The 24,445-nt window shown below is 66.8% G+C and carries 28 protein-coding genes; 15 read left to right on the top strand and 13 right to left on the bottom strand.

Annotated features, from left to right (window positions below):
* Nucleotides 1-60: 60 nt before the first annotated feature.
* From ACFQEV_RS03455 to ACFQEV_RS03465, 3 genes are all read right to left on the bottom strand, one after another.
* Nucleotides 61-3,279 (bottom strand): bacterio-opsin activator domain-containing protein, encoded by a 3,219-nt coding sequence (locus ACFQEV_RS03455; protein WP_379692648.1) that lies wholly within the window; start codon nt 3,277-3,279, stop codon nt 61-63.
* Between the two features lie 71 nt (nt 3,280-3,350).
* Complete coding sequence (gene rimI / locus ACFQEV_RS03460; protein WP_379692649.1) at nt 3,351-3,890, bottom strand: ribosomal protein S18-alanine N-acetyltransferase; 540 nt, start codon at nt 3,888-3,890, stop codon at nt 3,351-3,353.
* Between the two features lie 139 nt (nt 3,891-4,029).
* Entirely contained in the window at nt 4,030-6,009 is a 1,980-nt protein-coding gene (locus tag ACFQEV_RS03465) for an aconitate hydratase (protein ID WP_379692650.1), read from the bottom strand.
* A gap of 146 nt (nt 6,010-6,155) precedes the next feature.
* On the opposite strand from ACFQEV_RS03465, the gene ACFQEV_RS03470 reads away from it, so the two are divergent.
* From ACFQEV_RS03470 to ACFQEV_RS03485, 4 genes are all read left to right on the top strand, one after another.
* Complete coding sequence (locus ACFQEV_RS03470) at nt 6,156-6,671, top strand: deoxyuridine 5'-triphosphate nucleotidohydrolase (RefSeq protein WP_379694516.1); 516 nt, start codon at nt 6,156-6,158, stop codon at nt 6,669-6,671.
* Between the two features lie 370 nt (nt 6,672-7,041).
* Nucleotides 7,042-8,271: a proteasome-activating nucleotidase Pan2 gene (pan2, locus tag ACFQEV_RS03475; RefSeq protein WP_379692652.1), complete on the top strand. Its 1,230-nt coding sequence runs from the start codon at nt 7,042-7,044 to the stop codon at nt 8,269-8,271.
* A 55-nt stretch (nt 8,272-8,326) separates the two neighbouring features.
* Nucleotides 8,327-8,797 carry a pyruvoyl-dependent arginine decarboxylase gene (locus ACFQEV_RS03480; RefSeq protein ID WP_379692654.1) on the top strand — a complete coding sequence of 157 codons (471 nt, stop codon included), beginning with the start codon at nt 8,327-8,329 and terminating at the stop codon, nt 8,795-8,797.
* Nucleotides 8,798-8,861: 64 nt separating this feature from the next.
* Nucleotides 8,862-9,242, top strand: coding sequence for a DUF5811 family protein (locus ACFQEV_RS03485; protein WP_379692655.1), 381 nt, complete (start codon nt 8,862-8,864; stop codon nt 9,240-9,242).
* Between the two features lie 102 nt (nt 9,243-9,344).
* Here the strand turns inward: ACFQEV_RS03485 and ACFQEV_RS03490 are convergent, their stop codons facing one another.
* Nucleotides 9,345-9,581, bottom strand: coding sequence for a DUF8015 family protein (locus ACFQEV_RS03490; protein WP_379692657.1), 237 nt, complete (start codon nt 9,579-9,581; stop codon nt 9,345-9,347).
* 153 nt (nt 9,582-9,734) lie between these two features.
* Between ACFQEV_RS03490 and ACFQEV_RS03495 the strand changes: the two genes are divergently transcribed.
* The 3 genes from ACFQEV_RS03495 (at nt 9,735) to ACFQEV_RS03505 (ending at nt 10,706) form a co-directional block, all read left to right on the top strand.
* The gene (locus tag ACFQEV_RS03495; protein WP_379692658.1) at nt 9,735-10,211 is read left to right on the top strand and encodes an Lrp/AsnC family transcriptional regulator; all 477 of its coding nucleotides are present in this window, start codon (nt 9,735-9,737) and stop codon (nt 10,209-10,211) included.
* A gap of 81 nt (nt 10,212-10,292) precedes the next feature.
* Nucleotides 10,293-10,571, top strand: coding sequence for a HalOD1 output domain-containing protein (locus ACFQEV_RS03500; protein ID WP_379692660.1), 279 nt, complete (start codon nt 10,293-10,295; stop codon nt 10,569-10,571).
* 9 nt (nt 10,572-10,580) lie between these two features.
* Nucleotides 10,581-10,706: a hypothetical protein gene (locus ACFQEV_RS03505; protein ID WP_379692661.1), complete on the top strand. Its 126-nt coding sequence runs from the start codon at nt 10,581-10,583 to the stop codon at nt 10,704-10,706.
* Between the two features lie 28 nt (nt 10,707-10,734).
* Here the strand turns inward: ACFQEV_RS03505 and ACFQEV_RS03510 are convergent, their stop codons facing one another.
* Entirely contained in the window at nt 10,735-10,926 is a 192-nt protein-coding gene (locus ACFQEV_RS03510; protein ID WP_379692662.1) for a hypothetical protein, read from the bottom strand.
* A gap of 50 nt (nt 10,927-10,976) precedes the next feature.
* Nucleotides 10,977-12,797 carry a translation initiation factor IF-2 gene (gene infB / locus ACFQEV_RS03515; RefSeq protein WP_379692663.1) on the bottom strand — a complete coding sequence of 607 codons (1,821 nt, stop codon included), beginning with the start codon at nt 12,795-12,797 and terminating at the stop codon, nt 10,977-10,979.
* Nucleotides 12,798-13,027: 230 nt separating this feature from the next.
* Here infB and ACFQEV_RS03520 point away from each other — a divergent pair, with 230 nt between their 5' ends.
* Entirely contained in the window at nt 13,028-13,273 is a 246-nt protein-coding gene (locus tag ACFQEV_RS03520) for a PRC-barrel domain-containing protein (RefSeq protein WP_379692664.1), read from the top strand.
* A gap of 9 nt (nt 13,274-13,282) precedes the next feature.
* Complete coding sequence (locus ACFQEV_RS03525) at nt 13,283-13,741, top strand: NOB1 family endonuclease (protein ID WP_379692665.1); 459 nt, start codon at nt 13,283-13,285, stop codon at nt 13,739-13,741.
* 360 nt (nt 13,742-14,101) lie between these two features.
* Here ACFQEV_RS03525 and ACFQEV_RS03530 read toward each other — a convergent pair whose 3' ends face one another.
* Together ACFQEV_RS03530 and ACFQEV_RS03535 are read right to left on the bottom strand one after the other, a co-directional pair.
* The gene (locus ACFQEV_RS03530; RefSeq protein ID WP_379692666.1) at nt 14,102-14,845 is read right to left on the bottom strand and encodes a CPBP family intramembrane glutamic endopeptidase; all 744 of its coding nucleotides are present in this window, start codon (nt 14,843-14,845) and stop codon (nt 14,102-14,104) included.
* An 81-nt stretch (nt 14,846-14,926) separates the two neighbouring features.
* The gene (locus tag ACFQEV_RS03535; RefSeq protein ID WP_379692667.1) at nt 14,927-16,219 is read right to left on the bottom strand and encodes a glucose-6-phosphate isomerase; all 1,293 of its coding nucleotides are present in this window, start codon (nt 16,217-16,219) and stop codon (nt 14,927-14,929) included.
* Between the two features lie 129 nt (nt 16,220-16,348).
* On the opposite strand from ACFQEV_RS03535, the gene ACFQEV_RS03540 reads away from it, so the two are divergent.
* Nucleotides 16,349-16,882 (top strand): hypothetical protein, encoded by a 534-nt coding sequence (locus tag ACFQEV_RS03540; RefSeq protein WP_379692668.1) that lies wholly within the window; start codon nt 16,349-16,351, stop codon nt 16,880-16,882.
* Between the two features lie 8 nt (nt 16,883-16,890).
* On the opposite strand, the gene ACFQEV_RS03545 is transcribed toward ACFQEV_RS03540, so the two are convergent.
* The 4 genes from ACFQEV_RS03545 to ACFQEV_RS03560 all read right to left on the bottom strand — a co-directional run bounded on the left by ACFQEV_RS03545 (nt 16,891) and on the right by ACFQEV_RS03560 (nt 19,741).
* Complete coding sequence (locus tag ACFQEV_RS03545) at nt 16,891-17,568, bottom strand: TVP38/TMEM64 family protein (RefSeq protein ID WP_379692669.1); 678 nt, start codon at nt 17,566-17,568, stop codon at nt 16,891-16,893.
* A 1-nt stretch (nt 17,569) separates the two neighbouring features.
* Nucleotides 17,570-18,367 (bottom strand): CehA/McbA family metallohydrolase, encoded by a 798-nt coding sequence (locus ACFQEV_RS03550; protein WP_379692670.1) that lies wholly within the window; start codon nt 18,365-18,367, stop codon nt 17,570-17,572.
* The gene (locus ACFQEV_RS03555) at nt 18,364-19,062 is read right to left on the bottom strand and encodes a CDP-alcohol phosphatidyltransferase family protein (RefSeq protein WP_379692671.1); all 699 of its coding nucleotides are present in this window, start codon (nt 19,060-19,062) and stop codon (nt 18,364-18,366) included. The genes ACFQEV_RS03550 and ACFQEV_RS03555 overlap by 4 nt, the downstream gene beginning before the upstream one ends.
* Before the next feature lie 100 nt (nt 19,063-19,162).
* Nucleotides 19,163-19,741 carry a GNAT family N-acetyltransferase gene (locus ACFQEV_RS03560; protein WP_379692672.1) on the bottom strand — a complete coding sequence of 193 codons (579 nt, stop codon included), beginning with the start codon at nt 19,739-19,741 and terminating at the stop codon, nt 19,163-19,165.
* A gap of 95 nt (nt 19,742-19,836) precedes the next feature.
* Here ACFQEV_RS03560 and ACFQEV_RS03565 point away from each other — a divergent pair, with 95 nt between their 5' ends.
* Both ACFQEV_RS03565 and ACFQEV_RS03570 read left to right on the top strand, forming a co-directional pair.
* The gene (locus ACFQEV_RS03565) at nt 19,837-20,313 is read left to right on the top strand and encodes a DUF5812 family protein (RefSeq protein WP_379694519.1); all 477 of its coding nucleotides are present in this window, start codon (nt 19,837-19,839) and stop codon (nt 20,311-20,313) included.
* A gap of 61 nt (nt 20,314-20,374) precedes the next feature.
* Complete coding sequence (locus tag ACFQEV_RS03570) at nt 20,375-20,671, top strand: hypothetical protein (protein WP_379692673.1); 297 nt, start codon at nt 20,375-20,377, stop codon at nt 20,669-20,671.
* 47 nt (nt 20,672-20,718) lie between these two features.
* Here the strand turns inward: ACFQEV_RS03570 and ACFQEV_RS03575 are convergent, their stop codons facing one another.
* Entirely contained in the window at nt 20,719-21,072 is a 354-nt protein-coding gene (locus ACFQEV_RS03575) for a hypothetical protein (RefSeq protein WP_379692674.1), read from the bottom strand.
* Between the two features lie 386 nt (nt 21,073-21,458).
* Between ACFQEV_RS03575 and secF the strand changes: the two genes are divergently transcribed.
* From secF to ACFQEV_RS03590, 3 genes are all read left to right on the top strand, one after another.
* Nucleotides 21,459-22,343, top strand: a complete 885-nt coding sequence (gene secF, locus ACFQEV_RS03580) for a protein translocase subunit SecF (protein WP_379692675.1) — start codon at nt 21,459-21,461, stop codon at nt 22,341-22,343.
* The gene (locus tag ACFQEV_RS03585) at nt 22,343-23,917 is read left to right on the top strand and encodes a preprotein translocase subunit SecD (RefSeq protein ID WP_379692676.1); all 1,575 of its coding nucleotides are present in this window, start codon (nt 22,343-22,345) and stop codon (nt 23,915-23,917) included. Before secF ends, ACFQEV_RS03585 begins: the two co-directional genes overlap by 1 nt.
* A 269-nt stretch (nt 23,918-24,186) precedes the next feature.
* Complete coding sequence (locus tag ACFQEV_RS03590) at nt 24,187-24,441, top strand: DUF7511 domain-containing protein (protein WP_379692677.1); 255 nt, start codon at nt 24,187-24,189, stop codon at nt 24,439-24,441.
* Nucleotides 24,442-24,445: the final 4 nt, after the last annotated feature.

Here is a 24,445-nt window from a genome sequence, read left to right on the forward strand (position 1 = left end):
CTCTACTATAGTAGTGCGAGCGCGTCTGACGACTCTATTCGAATAGTACCTCTCCGCCGATCACGCGAACGCCGTCCGGACCAACTTTCGCTCGGCGGCCCGGAGGTGGTACTGGAACGTGGGCGAGGAGATGCCGAATACGCCCGACAACGTCGTCGCGGTGGTGCGGCGTGGCCACTCGTAGAAGCCGCCGTGGTACGCGGCGCTTATCGCCTCCTTCTGTCGCTCGGTCCACTCGTCTTCGAGGCGCGCGCGGAACCCGTCTTCGGTCTCTATCGGGTTCGTCACGGTGCGCTTCGAGACGAGCGTCGTCTCCGGGTGGATGGCCGAGAACGCGTCCACCACGGAGCGGACGTTGACGTTCTCGGGGAGGGTGACGACGACCCGACAGGCGGTTTCCGTCGCCGTCATCTCGCGCAGTCGCCCGCCGCCGGCGTACAGCACCTCGAACGACGCCCGGTCCGGCAACTGCATCTCGTAGCGGTGGTCGTCGTCGTCGTCGCCGTCGGTGAGCTCCGTGAGCGACGTCCCCGCGGGAAGCGCCTCTTCGACCGCCTCGCGGTCGGCCCGCGTCTGGACGAACGTCCGGTAGCGGCCGTCGGCGGTCGGAATCACGCCCGTGACGCGAACCTCCCGGCCCGTCTGGCGGGCGAGGGCGAGCAGCGACTGCCGTTCGTCGGTCACCGCGAGTTCGATCTCCGTGCGCCGGTCGGCGAGCATCGCCTGCGACCGACCGAGTCGGTCGATGACGTTTCCGAGCGTCGCGCCGAGTTCGGCCAGCATCTCGCCGTCCTCCTCGGCGAACGCGTCGGCGTCCGTCCCGTGGACGACGAGCAGGCGACTCTCCCCCGCGGGGACGACGGCCAGAGACTGGAAGCCGTACGAGAGGGCGTCGCGCCTGTGGGCCTCCCACCCCGGCGCGTCCACCACGTTCTTCACCACCGCGGGGGAGAGGCTCTCGACGGCGTTGGCGACGATTTCCGGGAACGGGTCGGTCGAGAGGACCTCGCCGAGGCGGTGCGCGTAGCCGTCTTCGACGCCGCTCGTCGTCGTCGGCGTCGGCGACCCCGTCGCGGCGTCCATCTCGCAGAACCACGCGAACCGGTAGGGTCGCGCATCGGCCAATCGCTCGCAGGCGCGGGCGGCGGCCTCCTCGCTCGTCGCCGCCTGCACGACCGCTCCGGTCACCTCGCGTATCGTCCGGTTGATGCGGTTCAGCTTCGTCAGGCGCTCGTTCTGCGACTCCAGCCTGCGGTCCCTGTCGCCGAGGGCGGCCTCCGCCTCGACGACGGACAGTATCTCGCTCATCGTGGAGGCCAGCAGTCGGAACACGTCCGTGCCCGACTCGTCGGTGACTGTGTCGCGGTCCATCTCGACGGAGAGGACGCCGTACTGCCCCACCGCCTCCGCGACGAGGTTCCGTCCGCATCCGGTTCCGCTGTCCACGATGACCGTCTTCTCCTCGGCGAACGCGCGCCAACACGGGTTCCCGCCGGGGGCGACCAGTTCGTCCGGGTCGGCGTCCGACGCCGGGTGCGGGCGGAGCGTCCGCTCTCCGGGGTCGTACTCGAAGAAGTCCACGGAGAGCGGTTCGAAGAGGTCCTCGCAGGCTTCGACCGTCAGCTCGACCGCCGCGTCGTAGTCGGTCACGCGCGTCAGCGACCGCGTGTGCTCCTGCAGGGTGGTGAGCAACCGTTCGCGCCGCCGGCGCGCCGACACGTCGCGCGAGATGCCGACCGTGCCGACGAACCGCCGTTCGCCGTCGTCGTCCGTCTCGAACAGCGCTGAGAACCGCGTCTCTATCCAGACCGAACTGCCGTCCGGTCGGTCCAACGGGAACTCGACGGTGGCGGCCTCCCCCGTCTCGGCGGACTGCCGGCGCAGCTCCGCTATCTTCTCGGCCGTCTCCTCGTCCATGATGTCCGTGCCGGCCGTCCCCAGCAGTTCCTCCCTGCTCCGGCCGAACAGGTCGGCGAACCCCTGGTTCACCTCGACGAAGCGGAACTCGTCGTCGAGGGCGTACACGCCGTCGTCGGCCGTCTCGACCATCCACTCGTAGCGGAGCAGTTCGAGTTCGCGCTCCCGCCGTTCGGTTACGTCGGTCAGGTAGACGGAGACGCCGTTTCGAGACGGGTACACCCGGTGTTCGTACCACGCGCCCGTCGGGGGGTACACCGCCTCGAACGTCGTCGGTTCGCGCTTGTAGCGGGCGCGTTCGTACTGCGCGCGGACGTAGTCGTCCTCGAAGAGGGTCCAGACGCTCCGGCCGACCACGTCCTCGGACTCCGCGCCGAGGAGGCGGGCCGCCTTCGGGTTCGCGGACGTTATCCGCCACTCCTCGTCGAGGCCGTAGACGCCCTCCCCGATGCGCTCAAACACCTCTTCGAGCGTCGAGCGGAGCGTCTGCCGTTCGATGGCCGCGCCGACGAGCCTCGCGATGTTCTCGATGAAGCGCCCGTCCGTCTCGTCGAACATCCCCGGCTTCTCAGAGTGCGCCGTGATGACGCCCCACGGCCCGTCGCGTCCCTCGATGGCGACGCTCAGTCCGCTCTGGATGTTCGCGGAGTCCTCCAACGCGCTGGAGTCGAAGCGGTCGTCGAGGAACACCCTGTCGGAGACGAGTGCGCCGTCGGCCCACAGCGTCCGTTCGGCGTGCGTGCCCGGTCCGAGGGAGACGCCGCCGACGTAACTTTGGGGCCACCCCTCGACGGCGAGCAGTTCCACGTCGCCGACGGACGGGCGGTGCCGACCGACCGCGATGTACGCCGCGTCCAACGCCGCCGCGAGTCGTTCGACCGTCTCCTCGAACAGTCGCTCGTACGTCGGCCCCGAGAGGGCGAACGCGCCGAGGTCCGAGATGACGTACTGTTGGGCGATGCGGCGCGTCCGCTCTCGGTCGCTCCGGTGGGCCTCGACGGCCGCCTGAACGCGGTGCGCCAGCCACGTCGCCTCCGCGTCGGTGCCGCGCGCGGCGAGATAGTCCGTCGCCCCGGCGTCGAACGCCTCCCGGCCGCCCTCCTCCTCGTCGGGGTCCACGACGAGGATGACGGGCAGCCCCGGCTCCCGTTCCCGCACGTCGGAGACCAGCTTCGCTCGCGCCTCGGGCGGCACGGCCCCGACGATGCAGTCTACTCGTCCCTCGTCCACGTCGCCGACGCGCGCCGCCGCGTCGTCCGCCGACGCCCGCCAGAGGGTCGGATCTCCGAGGACGGCGTCGAACGCCGCGCCGAAGAGGGCGGGCGGGTCGCCGACGACGAGGATGGTGTTCCTGTCGGTCACTAGATGCTCGTCGGCTACGCGGGGGTATCACCTTATCGCCCGGCGGGGCGAGTCGCGCGGCGTCGATCCGCTCAGGCCTGCCACGCGTCGAGGTCTAACACCATCAGGAACGCGTCCTCGCCGTCGGCGTAGTAGCCGGGGACGCGGCGCGCCGGCTCGAACCCAACGTCGCGGTACAGCGATATCGCGGGTTCGTTGCCGATGCGCACCTCCAGTTTTACGAGCGTCGCGCCGTCGATGGCCAACGCGACGAGGGCGCGTTCGAGGAGGTAGCGGCCGAGTCCCGCCCCGCGCGCGTCGGGGCGGACGGCGATGTCCTTGACGTGTCCGATACCCCGCCCGTGGTTCGGCATCACGTCCGAGACGACGTAGCCCACCACCGCCGCCCCGCGGACGGCGACGAGAAAGCCCGGTTCGTCGAGGAACGTCTCGAACGCCGAGTAGGGCCACGGCTGGGAGAACGAGCTCTTCTCGATGCGGTAGACGTCGAGGAGGTCCGACCGCGTCGCCCTCCGAACGACCGTGTTCTCCGGCGCGGCGGCGTCCGGGCCCGACCCGTCGGCCCGCGCGTTCCGGTCGGTCCCGTCCGGGTCCCGTGACCTCTCGTTCACTGTCGGCACGTACGCGAGACGGGCGCAAAAACGCGACGACTCCGGGGACGACGGCGGGGGAGTCGAACGGACGAGACGGACCGGACGCTACCGGAAGAGAACCGAAAGAATGGGACGATGGTCGGCGCGGAACGGGAGTTCAGTCGTCCGCGGGCGCGGCGCCGCCGGAGGAGTCTTCCTCGTTCTGCTGCTTCGTCAGCGACAGCTTGCCGCCGGCGGTGAGGATGTGACGTTCGCGTTCGGACGCGTCGAGCGTCGCCGTCGCCTCCCAGTCGTCGTTCACGCGGACCGTGAACTCTTCCTGACCGGATTCGACGGCTTCGGCGACGTCGTCGACGATTGCGATGTCGTCGCCCTGCTCTATCTTCTCGTACGTCTCCTCGTCGATGGCGAGGGGGACGATGCCGAAGTTGAACAGGTTCGCCTTGTGGATGCGCGCGAATGACTGCGCGAGGACGCCCTCGATGCCGAGGTACATCGGGCACATCGCGGCGTGTTCCCGGGAGGATCCCTGACCGTAATTCTCGCCCGCGACGAGGAAGCCGCTGTCGGCCTGCTTCGCGCGCTGAGCGAACGTGTCGTCGACGCGCGAGAGCGTGAACTCAGAGAGACGCTCGATGTTCGAGCGGAACTTGAGGATGTCGGACGTCGCCGGGATGATGTGGTCCGTCGTGATGTTGTCCTCCATCTTCAGGAGCGCCTCACCCTCGATGTTCGCTTGGAGGGGGTCCTTCAGCGGCACTTCGCCGATGTTGGGGCCCTTGATGAGTTCGTCGTCGATGGCCTCGTCGGGCGCGATGAGGTCCGCCTTCGACGCGTCGTACTGGTCGGGGAGTTCGACGCCGGGCGCTTCCAGGTCGTCGAGTTCGTCCGCGAGGTCGCGGGGGTCGACGATCTCGCCCTTTAGCGCGGCCGCGGCGGCGACCTGCGGCGAGGCGAGGAAGACCGAGTCGTCCTCGATGCCGGAGCGACCCTCGAAGTTGCGGTTGAACGTCCGGACGGAGACCGAGTCCGAAGCCGGGACGTGGCCGATGCCGATGCACGGCCCGCAGGTCGCCTCGGAGACGTTGACGCCGGCCGCCATCATCTCGGCGGTCCAGCCTTCGCGGGCGAGAATCTCGCTGGCCTGCTTCGAACCGGGCGCGACGATGAGGTCGGTGCTCTTTGCGACTTCGCGGCCCTTGACCATCTTCGCGGCCGGGAGGATGTCCTCGTAGCCGCCGTTGGTACAGGAACCGACGATGACCTGGTCGACTTCCGTCCCCTCGACTTCGCGGACGGGGACGACGTTGTCGGGCATCGACGGCTTGGCGATGAGCGGTTCGATCTCCGAGAGGTCGATGACGACTTCGTCGGCGTACTCGGCGTCCTCGTCGGCCTTGAGTTCGACGTACTCGTCCTCGCGGTCCTGTCGGGCGAGGTAGTCCTTCGTCTTCTCGTCCGTCTCGAAGATGGACGAGGTGGCGCCGAGTTCCGTCCCCATGTTGGTGATGGTGGTACGCTCGGGCACCGAGAGCGACTCCGCGCCGGGGCCGGTGTACTCGAACACCTTGCCGACGCCGCCCTTCACGGAGAGGCGACGGAGCATCTCGAGGATGACGTCCTTCGCGGACGCCCAGTCGGGCAGTTCGCCTTCGAGGCGGACGTTGACGACTTCCGGCATCTCGACGTAGTACGCGCCGCCGCCCATGGCGACTGCGATGTCGAGGCCACCGGCGCCGATGGCGAGTTCGCCGAGGCCGCCGGGCGTCGGCGTGTGAGAGTCGGAGCCGAGGAGCGTCTTTCCGGGCGCGGCGAAGTTCTCCTTGTGGACGTTGTGGCAGATACCGTTGCCCGGTCGGGAGAAGTGCGCACCGTACGTGCCCGCCGCCGAGCGGAGGAAGCGGTGGTCGTCGGTGTTCTTGAAGTCGAACTGGTACGTCTGGTGGTCGCAGTACTGCGCGGCCAGTTCGGTCTGCTGTTCGTCGAGGCCGAGCGCCTCGAACTGGAGCCAGACCATCGTCCCCGTGGTGTCCTGCGTGAGGACCTGGTCGATTTCGATTCCGATTTCCTCGCCGGGCTCGAGCTCGCCCTCGACGAGATGGTCGTCGAGTATTTTTTCAGTAAGCGTCTGTCCCATAACGTGTCGGAGTCGGCCGTCTACGATTATAAATCCCGCGTGTTTGAGGATAGAGGTATGTTCCTTATACGCATAAGAAGAATATCTACGACAATCATGAACAACGCCTCCGTCGTTCGATTTTTTGTATCTTCAGGCTGATATGACTGTCGCGGAGACAACGACAGCGCTTTTTCGGTCGCCGAGACTCTCCCGCTATGTTTCGCTCCGGAGGATTCGTCGCGGACCGCATCGACCCGATAGACGACTCGCAGGTGCAACCGAACGGCGTGGACCTGACCGTCGCCGCCGTCCTCGAACAGGTCGAACCCGGGAGAATCGGCGTGGACGGGAAACGAATCGGCGAGAGGCGGGAACTGGACACCGAAGATGGCGTCTACCACCTCTCGCCCGGCGGGTACGTCCTCCAGTACGCCGAGACCATCCGCATCCCCGAGGGACACGTCGGCTTTCTCTACCCCCGTTCGTCGCTGATGCGAAACTCCTGCATGCTCGACACCGCCGTCTGGGACGCCGGATACGAGGGGAAGGGCGAGGGCCTGTTGGAGGTTCACCACGAGATAGAACTCGAACGCGGCGCGCGCGTCGCGCAGCTAGTTCTCGCCGAGGCCGACCACGAGGGGACGTACGACGGGTCGTATCAGGGCGAACGCGTGGACTGAGCCTCGACCCCGAACGCTCCCGACCGACGTTCTTCGAGACGCCGAACCCGGCGGCCGTCGCCGACGAGTTCCCGATCCGTGGATTATCGACCGCGTCCGCGTGGTTCGTTACTTCTCTGGGTACGCGCGCGAAGAATCAATTGAGTCCCCGCGTCGTTCCGGTGGACGACCCGGAGAGAGCGCCGTCCGGTCGGCGTTTCGCCGGGCCGACGACCCGTCCCGCGGTTCTTGACGCGCGTTCGACACGTCCCCGTCCGGCGGGTTGCGAATGTCCCGTTTTCCTGCGCGTTCTCCGTCGAAATAGGCCGCCACAAACGACTTGGGGTACCCAAAGGCACATTTACGCGCGACTCCAAAGGTTGTGCAACTGATGTCCAGAAGCCCCTCTCTCCCTGAACGCCCTCGTCTGGACCTCGACCCGGAGATGTCCGAGGCCGAGCGCCTGTCGGCTATCAGGCAGCACTTCGAGCGTCTCGTCGCGGTGAACGACGAGCTCGACGACCGACTCTCGGAGGCGCTCGACAGACGCGAGGAGTTGAAGGAGGAAGTCGAACAGCTGAAGAACCGCAACGAGGCGCTGAAAACGTCGTCGCTGTACGTCGCGACGGTCGAAGAGGTGACCGACGACGGCGTCGTCATCAAACAGCACGGTAACAACCAGGAGGTGCTGACCGACGCCTCGCCGCACCTCGATGCCGAAGTCGAGTCCGGCGACCGCGTCGCCATCAACGACTCCTTCGCCATCCAGACGCTGTTGGACGACGAGACGGACTCGCGCGCGCAGGCGATGGAGGTCGACCGGTCGCCCGACGTCCGGTACGAGGACATCGGCGGCATCGACGAACAGGTCCGGGAGGTCCGCGAAGCGGTCGAGGACCCCCTCAAGAACCCCGAGATGTTCGAGGAAGTCGGCGTCGACCCGCCGTCCGGCGTCCTCCTGTACGGCCCGCCGGGCACCGGGAAGACGATGCTGGCGAAGGCCGTCGCCAACGAGACGGACGCGACGTTCATCAAGATGGCCGGGTCGGAACTCGTCCGGAAGTTCATCGGCGAGGGCTCCCGCCTCGTCCGCGACCTGTTCGAACTCGCCGCGGACCGCGAACCCGCCGTCATCTTCATTGACGAGATAGACGCCGTCGCCTCGAAGCGGACGGACTCGAAGACGTCCGGCGACGCGGAGGTCCAACGGACGATGATGCAGTTGCTCTCGGAGATGGACGGCTTCGACGACCGCGGCGAGATTCGCATCATGGCCGCGACGAACCGCTTCGACATGCTCGACGAGGCCATCCTCCGCCCCGGTCGGTTCGACCGCCTCATCGAGGTGCCCAAGCCCGCGCCGGAGGGTCGCCAGAAGATCCTGGAGATTCACACCCGCGACATGAACGTCGCCGACGACGTGGACTTCGCGGACTTCGCGGAGAAACTGGAGGACTACTCCGGCGCGGACATCGCCTCCCTCGCCACCGAGGCGGGGATGTTCGCCATCCGCGACGAACGGACGGAGGTCACCCGCGCGGACTTCGAGGCCGCCTACGAGAAACTCGAATCCACCGACGACTCGACGACGCTTCCGGGCCACACCGACTACCAGTACTGACTCCCGACGCCTTACTTTCGTAACTCCTTATTTCCCGCGCCGCCGTTCTCCGACGATGAGCACAATCTACGTGGTTCGCGGCGTGGGCACTGCGCCCACCAAGATGGCGTCGTACGACGCCGCCTTGGCCGCGGCCAACGTGCACAACTACAACCTCGTCACCGTCTCCTCCATCGTCCCCGAGGGCGCGTCCGTCGAGGAGGTCGACACCGCGCCGAACCTCGGCCCGGCGGGCAATCGCCTGACGGTCGTGCAGGCGCGGGCGACGACGGCCGAGGAGGGCACCGTCGCCGCCGGACTCGGGTGGGCGACCGGACCGGGACCGGGCCTCTTCTACGAGGCGTCGGGCGAGGACCCCGAGGCGGTCCGGCGGGCGGTCGAAGACGGGTTGGCGGCGGGCCGCGGCCTCCGCGAGTGGGAGTTCGACGACGAACGCGTCGTTATCACCGCCGCGGAGGCCGACGGCGAGGGGTACACCACGGCGGTCACCGTCGCCGCCTACGGCGAGAGCGAGCCGATACTGTGATAGAGTTTCGCACCCTTCGACGGCTTTATCAGCGTACTACGCTTATGAAGAGTGACTTATCCTCATGAACGGAAACAACCCCTACGCGGGTTCTCCCGGCGTCGTCGATGCGGGCCGTCCGAGCGAGGACGACCTCTCGACAGAACAGGTCCGGACGCTGCGCGAGGCCGTCGCGGGAATCGTCTCCCGCACGCAGTCGTATCTTCCGGAGGGGTACGCCATCGGGTCGGAACTCTCCTACGGCAGCAACGGTCCGCAGGCGACGGTGGCCGTCCACCCGCCCGTCGGCCGGCCGGTCAGCGCCGGTTTCACCCCCGACGAGAACGACTTGGAGTCGGGTCTCACCGACGACGACAGAGACGAAGTGGCTCGCGGACTCGCCGCCTCCGCGGCGTTTCAGGTCATGAACGCAGTCGGCGACGAACTCACGCCGACCGCTCGCTGAGGCGTCTCCGCGCGACGAACGCGTCACGCTATTCTGCGAAAACCGAGAGAGCGACGCTCGAACGAGACGGTTCTATCGCGACCGTACCGAGCGGTCGCGGCCTCATCCGCGTCGGCCGAGGCGGTCGGGCATCGGCGGCTTCACGAACAGGCCGTAGGCGAGCAACGCCGCCGAGGGGAGACCGCCGACGCCCGCGCCGACGGCGACCGGAACGGACGTGAGCACGGCACCGACCACGCCCAGCATCAGCGGAAGCGGCAACAACAGCAGCAGAACGTCGTACTCCGACTCGAACGTCGGTACTATCGCTTCACCGGTCGGTGTCTGTCTCGTGCTCATGTAACTCACCTCCGACGTAACGTATGGACGGCTCCGTAGTAAATATTACTCCGAACCGCGATAGCCTATCCGCCGAACGTCTCCATAACTTACGAGGCGCTTCGAGGTCGGCCCCGCCGAAGCACGTTTGTCCGGGAGGGGCGAAGGCGGGGTATGGATCCGTCTCCGCTGGACGTCGTGGATCAAGCCATCCTATTTCACCTCCAACGCGACGGTCGGCGCGCGATAACCGACATCGCGGACGCGGTGGACGTCTCGGACAACACCGTCCGCAACCGCATCCGGAAGATGGAGGAGGAGGGCATCATCGAGGACTATCAGGCGAACGTCAACTACGACAACGCGGGGATTCAGCACCTGTTCATGTTCGTCTGCACGGCGCGCGTCGCCGAACGCGCCCGACTGGCCGCCGACGTTCGGAAGTACCCCGGCGTCGTCGAAGTCATCTCCCTCATGACCGGCAACGAGAACGTCTACGTCATCGCGGCGGCGAGAGCCAAAGACGACGTCACCAACCTCGCCTACGACATCGAGGACCTCGGACTCCGAATCGAGCGGGAACACCTCATCTCGGACCACCATCGACAGGCGTTCAGCGGATTCTCGTCGGAACTCGCGTCCGACGATTAATACTGGATGAGAATTGAGGAAAATTAATCTCTTTTATATTGTCAGTCACGTTTTTATACTCTAGTGGCGTACGAAGAGGCGATGGTCTACACTCGAAATTCTCTCCGCGCAGACGCCGCCGACAGCGTCACCGAACGTATTCTCATCTCGGTTGCGGACCGCGAAGGGACGGACGTGCTCTCGATGCCGCCGTTGTACGAGTCCGTCGACCCCGACGCCCTCGAACAGCTCGTCGCGTTCGGCGGTGTGGCCGAGATCTCCTTCACCTACCTCGGTTACGACGTTACCGTCGACGGCGACGGCAACGTTCGCGTCCGCAAGCTCGGGAACTCGTCCGGCGGCGACGCCGTCAGGGTGTGACGTAGGACGGTGCCGAAGAACGTCAGATGCGCTGAGTGCGGACTCGCACTGTTAGCCCTCGAATCGCTCGGCCCGACGCCGCTGGGACGCGACGAGTGTCCGAACTGCGGCGGCGCGGAGTTCAGTTTCGAGTGACGGGGACGCCGCCGCCGGCGGGTCCGCGCTACTCCTCCGCCTCCTCTTCTTCCTCCTCCTCGAAGCCGTCGTTGACGGCCAACGGGAACAGGACGCCGACGACGACGACGACGGCGACGAACATCCACGAGTTCCACCACACGAACTGCGACCCGACCGCCGAGAGGAGAAGCGCCAACGCTCCGAACCCCAGTATGACCTTGTTCTCTCGGGACACCATGCGAGCGCGTTCGCGCGGAACGCACAAAAACGAGTACGTCCGTTAGGCCGTCACTTCCCCCAGAAGGGGTCGCGTTGGCGGTGCTTATCGAGATAGCCCGTGAGGGCCTCCAGTTCGTCCGCCGGGATGTCGTCGGACAGCTCCTGTTCGAGAATCTTCGCGTGCTTCTCGGGGAGTTGGACCCACAGTTCGTCGCCCTCCTCTATCTGGCGGCCGACCGTCGGCCCGTCGATGGCGACGGAGACGCGCTTGCCCGCGCGGGCCTTCGAGACGTCCTCGCCCTGTTGTTGGATGCCGGAGAGTTGACCGACGCGCTTCGGTTCGTTCCCCTCCCACTTCGCGATGTGCGTGTTGTTTTTCAGGGTCCCGGAGAGTATCTCCACGCCGACGACGGCCGGACTCGACTGCCGGAACACGTGGTCTTCGAGGATGCGGAACCGGCAGGGCCGGACTATCTTGTCGAGCACCGTCTCCTGTTGGGCGCGTTTTCGCTCCTCGACGAACTCCTCGTAGTCCTCGATGAGCTGGTAGATGACGTCGTCGTCGAACAGGCGCACGTCGTTCTCGTCGAGTTCCTTCTTCGCGTTCGGCAGGACGTCCACGTTGAAGCCGAGGATGACCTTGTGTTCGTCCTCGCGGGCCGTCGAGGCGATGGCCACGTCGCGCGGCGCGATGTCGCCGACTTCGGCGCGGAGGACGGGCACTTCGGCCTCCTTCAGCGCGTTCGCCATCGCTTCGAGACTGCCGAGGGTGTCGGCTTTCACGACGACGCCCTCCTCCTCGGTGTCCACCTCTATCTCGGCGAGTTCGGCCTCGACTTCCGCGATGACGTCGTCTAGCTCTCGGTCGCGGACGACGCGAATCGGCGCGCCGGCCATCGCCAGTTCGAGGTCCGGCGCGGCGATTTTGATACCGGAGGCGGCGGTGACGGAGTCCACTTTGTTGAAGCGCTTCTCGGTCCGAATCTCGGCGTTCGGGCGCGGTTGCAGGAGGGCCCGCACGTCCGTCACGATGGGGCCGTCCATCCCGCCGACGACGACGGTGTCGTCCTCGGCGATGGTCCCGTCGTACAGCACCACGTCGAGCGTCGTCCCGAACCCACGTTCGTCCTTGACTTCGAGGACCGTCCCCGCGCCGGGGCCGGCGACGTCTATCTCCATCTGCTCTTTCATGTAGCGCTGGGAGAGGCCCATGAGCACCGCGAGCAGGTCCGGAATCCCCTCGCTCGTGATGGCGGAGATGGGGACGACGCCGACGTTCTTCTGGAAGTTCTGGACGCGCCAGTAGAGGTCCGCGGAGAACCCCTCGTCCGAGAGGTTCCCGATTATCTCGTAGAGGTTCGAGTCGAGTCGCTGGCTGGCGTTCTGCGACTGCTTTTCGTACGTCTGCTGGATGGGCGCGCCCTCGTGGGGGTTCCACCCGGGCGTCGTGTCTATCTTGTTCGCGGCGACGACGAACGGCGTGCCCGTCCGCTTGAGGATGTCGAGGGCCTCGATGGTCTGCGGTTGGAACCCGTCGTTGACGTCCACGACGACGATGGCGATGTCGGCGAGTGCGCCGCCGCGGGACCGCAGCGTCGTAAAGGAGTGGTGCCCCGGCGTGTCGATGAACAGCAGTCCCGGCAGGTCGAAGTCGCTGGGGTCCACGAGACTGCCCGCCATCTCGGACACCGTCTCCAAGGGGACGGCCGTCGCGCCGATGTGCTGGGTGATAGCGCCCGCCTCGCCCTCGCTGACGGCGGAGCCGCGTATCTTGTCGAGCAGGGTCGTTTTCCCGTGGTCGACGTGCCCGAGAACGGCGACGATGGGGGTGCGGAGCGTGTTCGGTTCTGCGGCTGAGTTCGCGTCGGCGTCGGAGTCTGTGTCAGACATGAAGAATCACCCCGGAGAAGTTCTCTTGTCCGTAGCCTGTTCGGGATCGCAGTTAAGTCCATCGTCACGTCCGGGCGGCGTTCGCGTCGGAAACGGCGTCTTCCGCTCCCTCGGGGACTGATAGCACGGTTCGGGGTGCTCGAGCGCTCGGCGGTCCTCGCCGCCGGATTCGTCGGCCGGTCGTCAGACGGCCCGTGGAGTTTATGTGGGGCTACACGGTATGCACCTGCATGGCCGACATACTCGCCGAAAACCTCTCGGGGAAGGCCGTCATGGGCTCGGACGGAACCGAGCTAGGACAGTTGTACAACATCACGATGGACTTGAAGACCGGCGCGCTACACGACTTGCTCGTCTCCCCGAACGACGAGGTTCGCCCGGGACAGTTCGCGTTCGAACAGGACGACCGAGGTCGATTCCGCGTCCCCGTCTCCCGCGTGCAGGCGGTCAAGGACTACATCGTCATCCAACGCTAATCGACGCCGATGCACATCCTCGATTCTTCTGCGTTCATCAACGAGTACCACACCACAGAACAGACGGCCTCTATCCCCATGGTCAACGAGGAGTTGGAGGGAGAGGCGTCCTTCCGCTTCGACGCGATGGAAGGCTCCGGGATGCACATCCACATCCCCGCCTCGGGCACCGTCGAGAAAGTCCGCCGCGCGGCGGGTGAGACGGGCGACCGGGAGACGCTCTCGGACACCGACATCCGCCTTCTGGCCGCCGCCTTCGAACTCGACGGCGTCCTCGTGACCGACGACTACGCGATGCAGAACGTCGCCGACAAACTCAACGTGCAGGTCGAAGTCATCGCGCAGGACGGCATCTCCGAGCAGCGAAACTGGAAGTACCAGTGTCAGGGCTGCGGGCGCGAGTTCGACGACAACAAGGACCGCTGTCCCGTCTGCGGGATGGACCTCGCGCGGAAGAACCCGGCGTAACCGCCCACCCACCTTTTCACGCGGAGGGTTTCCTCGCGCGCCTCCGGCGCACTGCGGGAACCCTCCCCGCAAAAACCTGGAGGGAAAAAGGCCGCGAGGCTCGGCCTTCGGAAGAACGGGGTTCTTCCGCGCTCCCGTTCGCCTTCGGCTCACGGGAACTCCGGCCTCGCTCGCGGTACGAGACGGTAGTGCGACCTGTTCTTGGATCACCGATTTCCGCGCATCGGTTACGTATCTGCATCTGGGACGAGTAACGACTCTGTCCTGTACCGCGAGGCGAGCGAAGCGACCCCTCGCGGCACTTTTTGGTCCAGATCTTTGGAGGGGGTTCGAGCGCGCCTCCGGCGCGCGAGGACCCCCTCAAAAAAGGTGGGTCGCCGTCGCGTACACGTACGCGAACTGGACGGTGTTGAACAGGCCGTGGACCGCCGCGGGCACGAACAGGTTCTCCGTCTTCTCGTACACCGTCCCCAGCGTCGCGCCGAGGAGGAGGATGACGCCGAGGGTGACGAACCGACCGCTCCCCGAGAAGGAACTCCAGTGGATGGCCGCGAAGACGGCGCTGGCGGCGACGATACCGAACGCGGTGCCGTAGGCGCGGCGGAACGACCCCTGCACGACGCCGCGGAAGACGAGTTCCTCCGTCGGCCCCACCAACAGAACGGTCACCGGAATCAGGTAGAGGTAGTACACCGGTTCGTCCTGCCCCTGCGCGACGAGGTTGCTTCCGGCCATCTCGATGCCGAGCGCATTCATCCCGAACACGATAGCGAGGTAGAGGCCGACGAGTCCCAACAGGCCGCCGGCCACCCACGCCGCGTCGCGGGCCGTCGGCGCGCGGACGGACACCAACTCGCGTTGATCCGTCACGACGAGGTAGCCGACGGCGGCCACGCCGAACCCGACGAACTGCGCGGCGCTGATCAACGCGCGTCCGAGTGCGCTCTCCGGCGCGACGCCGAACGCTTCGATGAGGGGTCGGCCGAGCGAGATGAAGATGCCGGCGGCGAGGATCGCGAGGCCGACGACGACGAACGCCCCACCGAACGCCCGGAGGTGCGTCCGCGCGTCGTGGAGCGACGAGGCTTGAGGATCGGTTGCCATGGCGAAGACGGCAGTCGGTAGGCCGCCGCGGCGGATAGAATCACCGATCGGGCGCGCGGTCGCCGGTTCCGCCCCGCCCGACTACTCGACGACCAGCGTCGTCTTCTCCGCGACGGCGTCGGCCTCCTCGAAGTCGCCGCCGCCGAGCAAGCCGCGCGCGGCCCGCTTACCCCACTCGACGGCGGGTTGGGTGAACGTCGAGACGTTCGCCAGTTCGCCGTAGAGGACGCAGGCGGCCTCCATCCCGTAGAGCAGTTCGCCCAGTCCGCGTTCGTCCACGCGGTCGATTTCGATGCGGACGTTCGGGACGCCCGCGGCGGCGAGACTCGCCTCCGTCGCCTCGAACTCGGCGTCTAAGAGTTCGCCGAGCGACGACCCGCCGAGGTAGGAGAGGCCCTGCAGGTCCGTCTCGGGAATCTCCCGGTCCTCGCGTTCGCGCGGGCGGACCAGCGTCACGAGTTTGTCGCGCGGGCCGGCCCGGTACAGTTGGAGTTGGGAGTGTTGATCCGTTGCCCCGAGGGCGCGGGCGGGCGTCTGGCCGAGGCCGTCCTTGCCGAGGCTCTCGGCCCACAACTGCGCGAACCACTCGGCGAAGTACTCCAAGGACTCCGCGTAGGGCATCATCGCGTTCGTCAGCGCGCCCCGTTGCGCGAGGGCGTACGTGGTCGCCCCGTAGGCGTACGCCGGAGAGTCGAACAGCGACCCCGAGAGGCGGTCCGCCTCTTCGGCCGCACCCGTCAGTAAGGCATCCAAATCGTGGCCCTGAATCGCCGCCGCGGCGAGTCCGACCGTCGAGAGCACGGAGAACCGGCCGGGGACCCCCTCAGGCACGTCCAACGCGGGCAGGTCGTGCTTCTCCGCGAGGTTCCGGAGGTTGCCCTCCTCGCCCGTCGTGACGAACGTGCGGTCGGTCCAGTCGACGCCCGCCGCCTCCATCGCATCGCGGACGACGAGGAAGTTCGAGAGCGTCTCCGCCGTCGTGCCGGACCGCGAGACGACGTTGACGACGGTTTCGGAGAGCGGAAGCGACTCCGCGAGCGTCGAGACGTGCTCGGGGTCAACGTTGTCGAGGTAGTACGCGTCCGGGTCGTCCTCGTCGGCGAGGGCCTCCGTCAGCGTCGCCGCGCCGAGGGCGCTCCCGCCGATGCCGACGGTGACTATCGCCTCGGCGTCACCGAACGGTTCGACGGCGGCGCGAATCCCGTCGGCGTCCGCCGTCTCGGGCAGGTTCAACGCCGCGTAGCCGTGTTCGGCGTCGGCGCGTCCCGACTCGATGCGTTCGTGCGCGGCGGCGACCGTCTCGTCCAACCGTTCGAGGCTGTCTCGCGAGACGCTCGGCGTCCCGTCGAGGACGTTCCCGATATCGACGTGCATACGACAACAGCCGACGGCGGCGGGGAAAAAGGTGGGTCCCCGGTTCCGACGGACGCGAACCGCGGCGGGAGAATGAAACGCCCGCTGCGGACCGGTTCGCTTAATCGCCGCCGAGTCCAATCGCCGCCAATGGCGGACGGGTACAACGGCGTCCTCGGCGCGTTCCCCTACGCGTTCCGGTCGAGTCGGTCGCTCCTGTTCAAGTCGTACGTGCTGGTGAGCGCGGCGGCCGTCGGCCTCGTCTCGCTCTTCGTCCTGATGGGCGTCGTCGTCCTCGTCGGCAACACCGCCGCCGTCCAAGGCGGGTCGCTCACGCTCTCGCGGGCGTTCTACATCGTCGTCGGTCTGCTGGTCGTCCTCCCGGCCGTCGCTCCGACGCTCGTCGTCGCGCGGCGGCACCGCCGGGGCATCGAGTCGCGGGACGAGTACGAGGCGGCCCTCGCCGTCGCCGGCTTCCTGTTTCTGCTCTCTCTGTACCTCGGCCTCGTCGCGTCGATGCCCGAGACGTTCGTCCTCGACGGCGAGACGGTCACCCGCCCCGCGCCGTCGGGCGTCTTCGCCCCCGTCGTCGCCCTCCTCTACGCGATTCCGCCCGCCCTCTCGTGGGTCGTCCCCCTCGTTGGCGCTCTCCTCATCGGGGCGGTCCACCGCCTCTTCGGGTGAGAGGGAGGTCACCGAACGGCGTCGAACTTCCCGCGTCCGAGGTAGATCAGTGCGGAGAGGGCGACGAGTGCCGCCGCGACGGACCCGGCGGCGAGGAGGCGTCCGGACGCGGCGCGTTCGCCGACGTGAGCGACGAGGAGGAACGTCGGCACCCGCCCGACGGCGACGAGGGCGACGAGCGTCCGTATCCGGAGCGTCGTGAGACCCGCGAGGGCGCAGACGGCGTCGTCCGGGAAGGCGGGAAAGAGGAAGACGACGAACAGACCGACCGCGCCGCGTTCCTCGACGAACGAGTCGAACCGTTCGAGGACGGAATCGTCCACGACGCGTTCGACGTACGGGCGGCCGAACCGCCGCGCGAGGACGAAGACGACGGTGCTGCCGACGACGACGCCGACGACGCTGTACGCCGCACCGCGGAGAGTCCCGAACAGGTAGCCCCCGACGACGCCGAGCGTCTGCCCCGGTATCGGCGCGAAGACGACCTGCGCGGCCTGCACGCCGACGAACGCGACGCCCGCGTACGGCCCGAGGCGTTCGACGGCGATGCGAATCCGCTCGGGGTCCGCGAGGGACGGCGCGAAGGCGTGAACCGAAAGCGCCGCGGCGACGGCGACGACGAGGAGGGCGGAGAGGCGAATCGCGGCGTCGCGCCGGGCGCGGTCGGACTCGAAGACGCGTCCCATCTCAGAGTATCGACGCGGTCAGGATGCTCGCGTTCGTCGCGTACTTTTCGAGATACTGGCGGGCGGTCGTTCGCTCCCCGCGGACGGCGGTTCGCCCCGCGGCGACGGCGTCCAGAACCGCCTCGGGGTCGGCCTCCCGCCCCCGGGGGACGCCGACGACGGTGTACGCTCTCCCCACGAGTGCGGGGCCGTGCGCGTCGCTCCCGCCGACGCCGGGCATCCCTCGGGCGTCGGCGTACGACCGGGCCTGCCCGTTCCGCAGTCCGGTGAGCGTGTGGGCGTTGTACACCTCGACGGCGTTCACCGATGCGGCGTCTATCGCGCGCCGCCGCGCCCCGTGCCGCGAGCGCTGAAACGGGTGGGGGACGACGCTGACGCCGCCCGCGTCGGCGACGCGGCGCGACGTCTCGGCGAGCGAAAGGCCGGTTTCGGGAACCGCCTCGACGCCGAGGGCCAGGAGGTGCCCCTCCGCAGTCGAAACTTCGACGCCGGGGACGCCGACGAGTCCGTAGGCGGGGGCCAACTCGGCGGCCCGGAGGGACTCGCCTATCGCGTCGTGGTCGGTGACCGCCACCGCGTCGAGTCCGGCGGCCGCGGCGCGTTCGAGTATCGCCTCCACGGGCGTCTCGCAGTCGTAGGAGTCCTCCGAGTGGACGTGCGGGTCGAACCGCAGCGCCCGATAGCGACCGAAGAGCGACCCGCCTGCGTCGCCAGCGCCGTCGGTGTCGTCTTCGCCGTCGGTATTGTCTGCGTCGCCGCTCTCCACGTCCGCATCGTCTCGAACTCGCCGGACCGTCATGCGTATCCGAATTCGAGGGCGAGGCAGAGCGCGATGGTGACGCCGCCGCCGACGCCGACCAACGTGTGCGCGAAGTCCGTCTTGTACGCCTTGTACTCGGAGGTCATCAGGGGACAGACGGCGACGACGGTGAGTCCCGCCACCCACCCGTTCCAGAGGGGGACGAACTGAAAGAGGAAGTAGTTCGTGAGGACGACGGCGTGGGTGTGGACGACGGTGGTGCCGTGGTAGTAACTCGTCCCCTCCTCGTCGAAGAACCCCTCGTCGTTGTGGCGGATGAGTCTGAGGCCGCCGAACATGATGACGACGAACCCGACGACGGCGCTGGCGACGGCGTGCGGCGAGACGACGACGTGGTACAGCAACGCCGCCGAGACGAGGTAGGTGAAGATGTCGATGAAGGAGTCTATCTGCCGCCCGAACGCCGACGGACTGCCGTGTTCTCGCGCGTAGTAGCCGTCGAGTTTGTCGAACGCGAACCCGACGAGGACGGCGACGATGCCCCAGTTCGGTTCGTTCTGGACGAACAACACCGCGCCGACCCACGCCCAGAACAACGCGGCGAGGCTCAACCAGTCCGCGACACCCAACCGACTCACCATGTTGTCGCCCGCCGTCGAACGGAGCACCCGACGCGCCCGCGCGTCCACCTGTTCGCTCCAGCCCCGAAGTACGGACCTCCCTTCGTTGGACATGTGGCTCTCTACGCCGATAACGGTCCCGAGAGCGCATAAATTTTCCCGCCGCGCTACATAATTAAATAGAAGATATATAGAAACGGAGCGCTATCGAGATCTACGTGCGCTCAATATCTTCGACGCGTCGCCGCCGCAGTGGGCCGACGCGGTAGTAGGCGTGTTCGAACCGGCGTTCGAAGCCGTTGGCCTCGAACATCCACTGCGAGGGCTTGTTGTCGAGGGCGACGAGGGCGTGTACCGCCCCGGCCCCGGCGTCGGCGGCGACGGTGCGGGCCCGGGAGACGAGGGCGGTGGCGATTCCCCGCCCCCGGTGGGAGGGGCGGACGAACACGCGCCTGACGTACCCGCCGTCGAACGTCAGCGTCTCTTCGAGGGGGTGGATGCGGTGCGTCGCGTCGACGCTGACGAACAGGTGGCCCACTATCTCGTCGCCGTCGAGTGCGCAGAGGACCGTCTCGTCGTCGCGGAGTTCCGCGAACGCCTCGTACTCCCCGCCTACCGCCGTCGGGTCGCGGGCCGCGAACGCGACACCTTCGACGGCGGCGTCGGCCCCGGCGTCGTCCCGCGGGTCGGCGACGTACTGGTACATCCGCGTCCCCGTGATTCCGACCCGCTTCAGCGCCTCGTACACCCGTCGTGCGCGTTCGTTCCGCGTCAACCGCCAGAGCGCGGGCATGTGCGGGTGGTCGCCGAGGCGGCGGATAAACGCTCGGAAGGCGGCGGCCGCCGATGACGAAACCCCGAAGGGGGCGCGCGGCGTACCTCGCGGCGATGACCGACGAAGAACGGGTCGAAGGCACGTTTCTCGTGACCGCCGCGGACGACGACTCGGCCGTGTTGAAAGACGTCGAGACGGGACAGGTCCACACGCTCTCGTCGAACCCCGGCGTCGAACGCCACGACGCCGTCGAGGGCGTCGTCTCCCCCGACCCGCCGATGAACGTCTCCTACCAACTCGTGGAGATGCGAGAGCGCAGACCGCTTTCGCTGGAGGTGAGCGACGAGTCGCCGACGGCCCGCGCCCGGGACATCGCCGCCGACCAACCGGTGGGCGAACTGACGCGGGAGGAACGGGCGGGGACCGGCGAACTGCACGTCATCACCGTCCCCGAGGAGACGACGGACGAGGCGGTTTCGGACGTGGCCGACGACGAGGAAGGAACCCTCTCTCGGGCGGCGCGCCTCGGCGTGAACCGCGTGGAGATTCGCTCCGAACCGGGCGTCGTCGTCGTGCGGTACATGCCCTGAACGCGGGCGACGAGTGCGGCCGGTGAAGAAATAGTATACGTTTGTCGAGAAACGGGCCGGCATGGAGAGACAGCGAATCGTTGTACTCGCCTACGTCGTCTTCGGAGTACACCTCACGGTCCGCGGAACGTTACGACTCCTCGCGGAGGGCATCTCCTTGTGGCCGGTCTTCGCCGCGGCCAGCGGACTTCTGCTACTGGTGGTTCTCGCACGGAGCGTCGTGCGCGGCGAAACCGACGACGAATTCGAGACGGCCGCCGAGAACGACGTGCTGTTCTGGCCTCTCGTCGTCGCCGCCTGCTTCTGGGGGGTCACTACCGCCCTCGATTTACTCGGCTCCGACGTCGTACTCTCCTGACGCCGCGCGTCGCCCTCCGCAACCGCGTCGCTCGACGCGTCGGGTCCTCAACTCCCTCCGTCGCGCGCTTTACCGGTCGTCGCGCCCGGCCCGCCGTTGCTCTGGACCTTCCATCCGCCCTCTATCTCGCCGGGTTCCGTGTCGCGGGCGGCGTACGCTATCTCCGTCTCCGACCCCATCGCCGACGGCCCCTCCACTGATTCGATGCGGAGGGGAACGTCCAAGGAGTCGCCGCAACAGCCGGTATCGACGAACTCCTCGTACGTGTCGCCGACGCTCGGACTCTCGACGACGCGCCGGAGGTACGACCTGAACCGATCGGTCTCTAGTTGGTCGCGCCCCCACGCGCTGAGTTCGTCCGGGTACGAGACGACGACTCTGCGTGCGGTGTCGGTGCTCATGCCCTCAAATACGCGCTCGAACGCAAAGGCCCTCCCGCCGGCACTCGCAGGGGGACGGGTCGCCGACCCCTGCGAACACGTAAGATAATCAAACCATCCCAGAATACCGGAATTGAGTCGAGAGAAGAATTGAAACGTAGTCAATCGAACGAGTTGTTCTGCAACGTGCAGCCTTTGAGCCCTCCAAAAACGTACAGGGTGAGTACTGTTTACTTAGAAAAACATGAACTATGTTAGTACTCCATTCTGACCATCTGGCCCGATAACCACGAGCGGTTATTTAAGCATCTTAGACCCAATAACGTCCACAGAGACGCGCTCTGGGCATTCACGAGTAGTTAACGTACTTAGGAAGGCTTATTCGGCATCCAAGATGAACGGATTCCATGGCCGAGTTCACTGTACCGGAGGTAGATTACACCCGGTACACGAATCGCCAACTCGCGGCGGTCCCACTCGCGGTTCTCGTGGTCGCCCTTCTCGTCATCGCGGGATGGTACGTCGCAACCGGTGCGCCGGTGAACCAGGGGATAGAGTTCACCGGCGGCACCGAGATACAGGTCGCGGTCGATGCACCGCCGGCGCAAGCCGAACAACAGATACGGCAGGCGTTCACCGCCGAACCCGAGTCCATCCGCTCGGTTCCGACCGAGAACACGTACATCGTGACGTTCCAGTCGGAGGACGGGTCGTCGGTGAACCCCTCGCAACTCGAACGGCAGGCGGAGCAAGCGGGCTTCGAGATTCGAGCCATCTCCTCCGTCTCGCCGAGTTTCGGCGGCGACACGCAGACGCTCGCACTCGGCGGCGTGGTGGTGGCGTTCCTCGGGATGAGCCTCCTCGTCTTCGCGATGTTCCGGACGTTCGTCCCCTCTATCGCGGTGGTCATCTCGGCGTTCTCCGACATCGTCATCCCGTTGGCGCTGATGAACGTCCTCGGCATCGAACTGTCCTTGGGGACGGTCGCCGCGCTTCTGATGCTCATCGGGTACTCCGTGGACTCGGACATCCTCTTGAACAACCACATCCTCCGCCGGTCGGGTGACTTCTACGAGTCCACCTACCGCGCGATGCGGACCGGCGTGACGATGACGCTCACGTCCATCGCGGCGATGATAGTCATGACCGTGACGGCGACCATCTTCGGCATCCAACTGCTGGCCGCCATCGGGACGGTCCTCGTCTTCGGTCTCTCCGTCGACCTGATGAACACCTACATGCTGAACCTGAGTCTCCTCCGCTGGTACAAGTACGAGGGGGTGGCCCGATAATGGTCTCACTCCGCGACAACTGGCGCATCGCTCTGCTCGTCGTGTTCGTCCTCGTGTCGACGTTCGCGCTGTTCTCGCCGACGCTCGCCCCGGACGACACGGGCGGCGCGGGCGGCGCGGTTGCGAACGATAGCGGGGTGACGAACCTCCAGTACGGCCTGCAACTGTCCGGCGGGACGCGCGTCCGCGCGCCCCTCGTCGGCATCACCGCCGAGGAGGTGCAGTTCGGCGGCGACCAACCGCGGGCGGTCGAACGGAACGTCGCCTCGCAACTGTCGAACGCGACGCCCTCGGACGTCATCGCGCGCCCGACCGGCCAGAACGTCGGCACCGTCGAGGTGACCGTCGAGAACGTCACCCAGGCCGAACTCCGGTCGGCGCTCCAACGGGCGGGCTACGAGTACGGAACCGTCCGCGACGGCGTGACCGAGACGACCCGGCAGGACGCCGTCTCCGTCCTCGAGAACAAGATAAACGAGGCCGGCCTCTCCGGCGGCACCGTCCAGACGGTGCGGACGGCGACCGGCGAGCACTTCATCCTCATCGAAGTGCCCAACCGGGACCGCTCGGAAGTGCTCGACCTCGTGAGCGAACGCGGGACGGTCGTCATCCAGGCGTACTACCCCGCGGAGAACGGAAGCGGCTACCAGACCCGCGAGATACTCCAACAGGACGACTTCCAGAGCATCGGGACCGCCACGGAGAGCCAGCGAGGCGGCGCGTTCGTCCCGGTGACCGTCGAGCAGTCCGCGGCGCGGGACTTCCAGCAGGCGGCCGTCGAAACGGGCATCGCCCAACCCGGCGGCACGACCTGCACGTACCGGGAGAACCCCAACGGCACCGAACCGTGCCTCCTGTTGGTCGTCAACGGGGAGGTCGTCAACGCGTTCGGGATGAGTCCCGGCCTCGCGCAGGGGATGCGCTCCGGCGAGTGGGCGAACGCGCCGGAATTCCAACTCCAGACGCGGAACCTCACCGAGGCGCAGCAAGTCGCCATCAACCTCCGCGCGGGCGCGCTTCCGGCGAAACTCGACATGACCGGCCCCGACGGCGGCACCTCCTCGTACGTCTCGCCGAGTCAGGGGTCGGACTTCAAGTCGAACTCGCTGCTGACGGGTCTCGTCGCCGTCTTCGCCGTTAGCGGCGTGGTGTTCTTCCGCTACAGGGAGGTGCGCGTCGCCGCGCCGATGGTCGTCACCGCCCTCTCCGAGGTGGTCATCCTCCTCGGGTTCGCCGCCGGTATCGGCTATCCGCTCGACCTCTCGGTCATCGCGGGCTTCATCGCCGTCATCGGGACGGGGGTGGACGACCTCATCATCATCGCCGACGAGGTGATGGCGGAGGGGCAGATCAACTCCCGACGCGTCTTCCAGTCGCGCTTCAAGAAGGCGTTCTGGGTCATCGGCGCGGCGGCAGCGACGACCATCATCGCCATGTCTCCGCTGGCGGTGCTGTCGCTCGGCGACCTGCAGGGCTTCGCCATCTTCACCATCCTCGGCGTCCTCGTGGGCGTTCTCATCACTCGACCGGCGTACGGCGACATCCTGCGCGCCCTCACGACGAAGGAGCGCTGAACCGCAAACGTTCAGTCATTTATACGTATCGCTCGGGATTCATTTTTTCGCCGGGTATCGAACGCGCGAGTCGAACGCTATCGGCGTATCTAACCGCTCGTTAGGTGGTATCGGGCTATCTGATGCCGTCCATTAGGAATACAGTCTGATTCTCGGGAACGTAGAATCGGCCATTACCTAAATATCCCCGTAGGAGGTACGGGTAGGCGTACCGAGAGACGACCGAAGCCGCCCCCCGTCGGTTTCGAACGGGGTCCGAAGACACAACGATGGATACAAATCGGCATCTCACGGGCGACGTCATCGGTGCGACGAACGACGCTGAGGTTCCGCGACGCGTCGGTCCCCGTCCGCGACTCGGGGAACCGGCGTCGCAGCCAGCGTACGAAGCCACCGTCGTCTCTTACGACGACGAACCCGACGAGTGTACTATCTACCCCGCCGACGCCGACGACGACGAGTTGGTGACGACGTGGATATCCGCCAAGTCGGGTTCGTTCGTCTCGCTCGCCGACATGCGCTGAGTTC

This window comes from Halopelagius fulvigenes (assembly GCF_042662625.1).
Taxonomy (GTDB): Archaea; Halobacteriota; Halobacteria; order Halobacteriales; family Haloferacaceae; genus Halopelagius; species Halopelagius fulvigenes.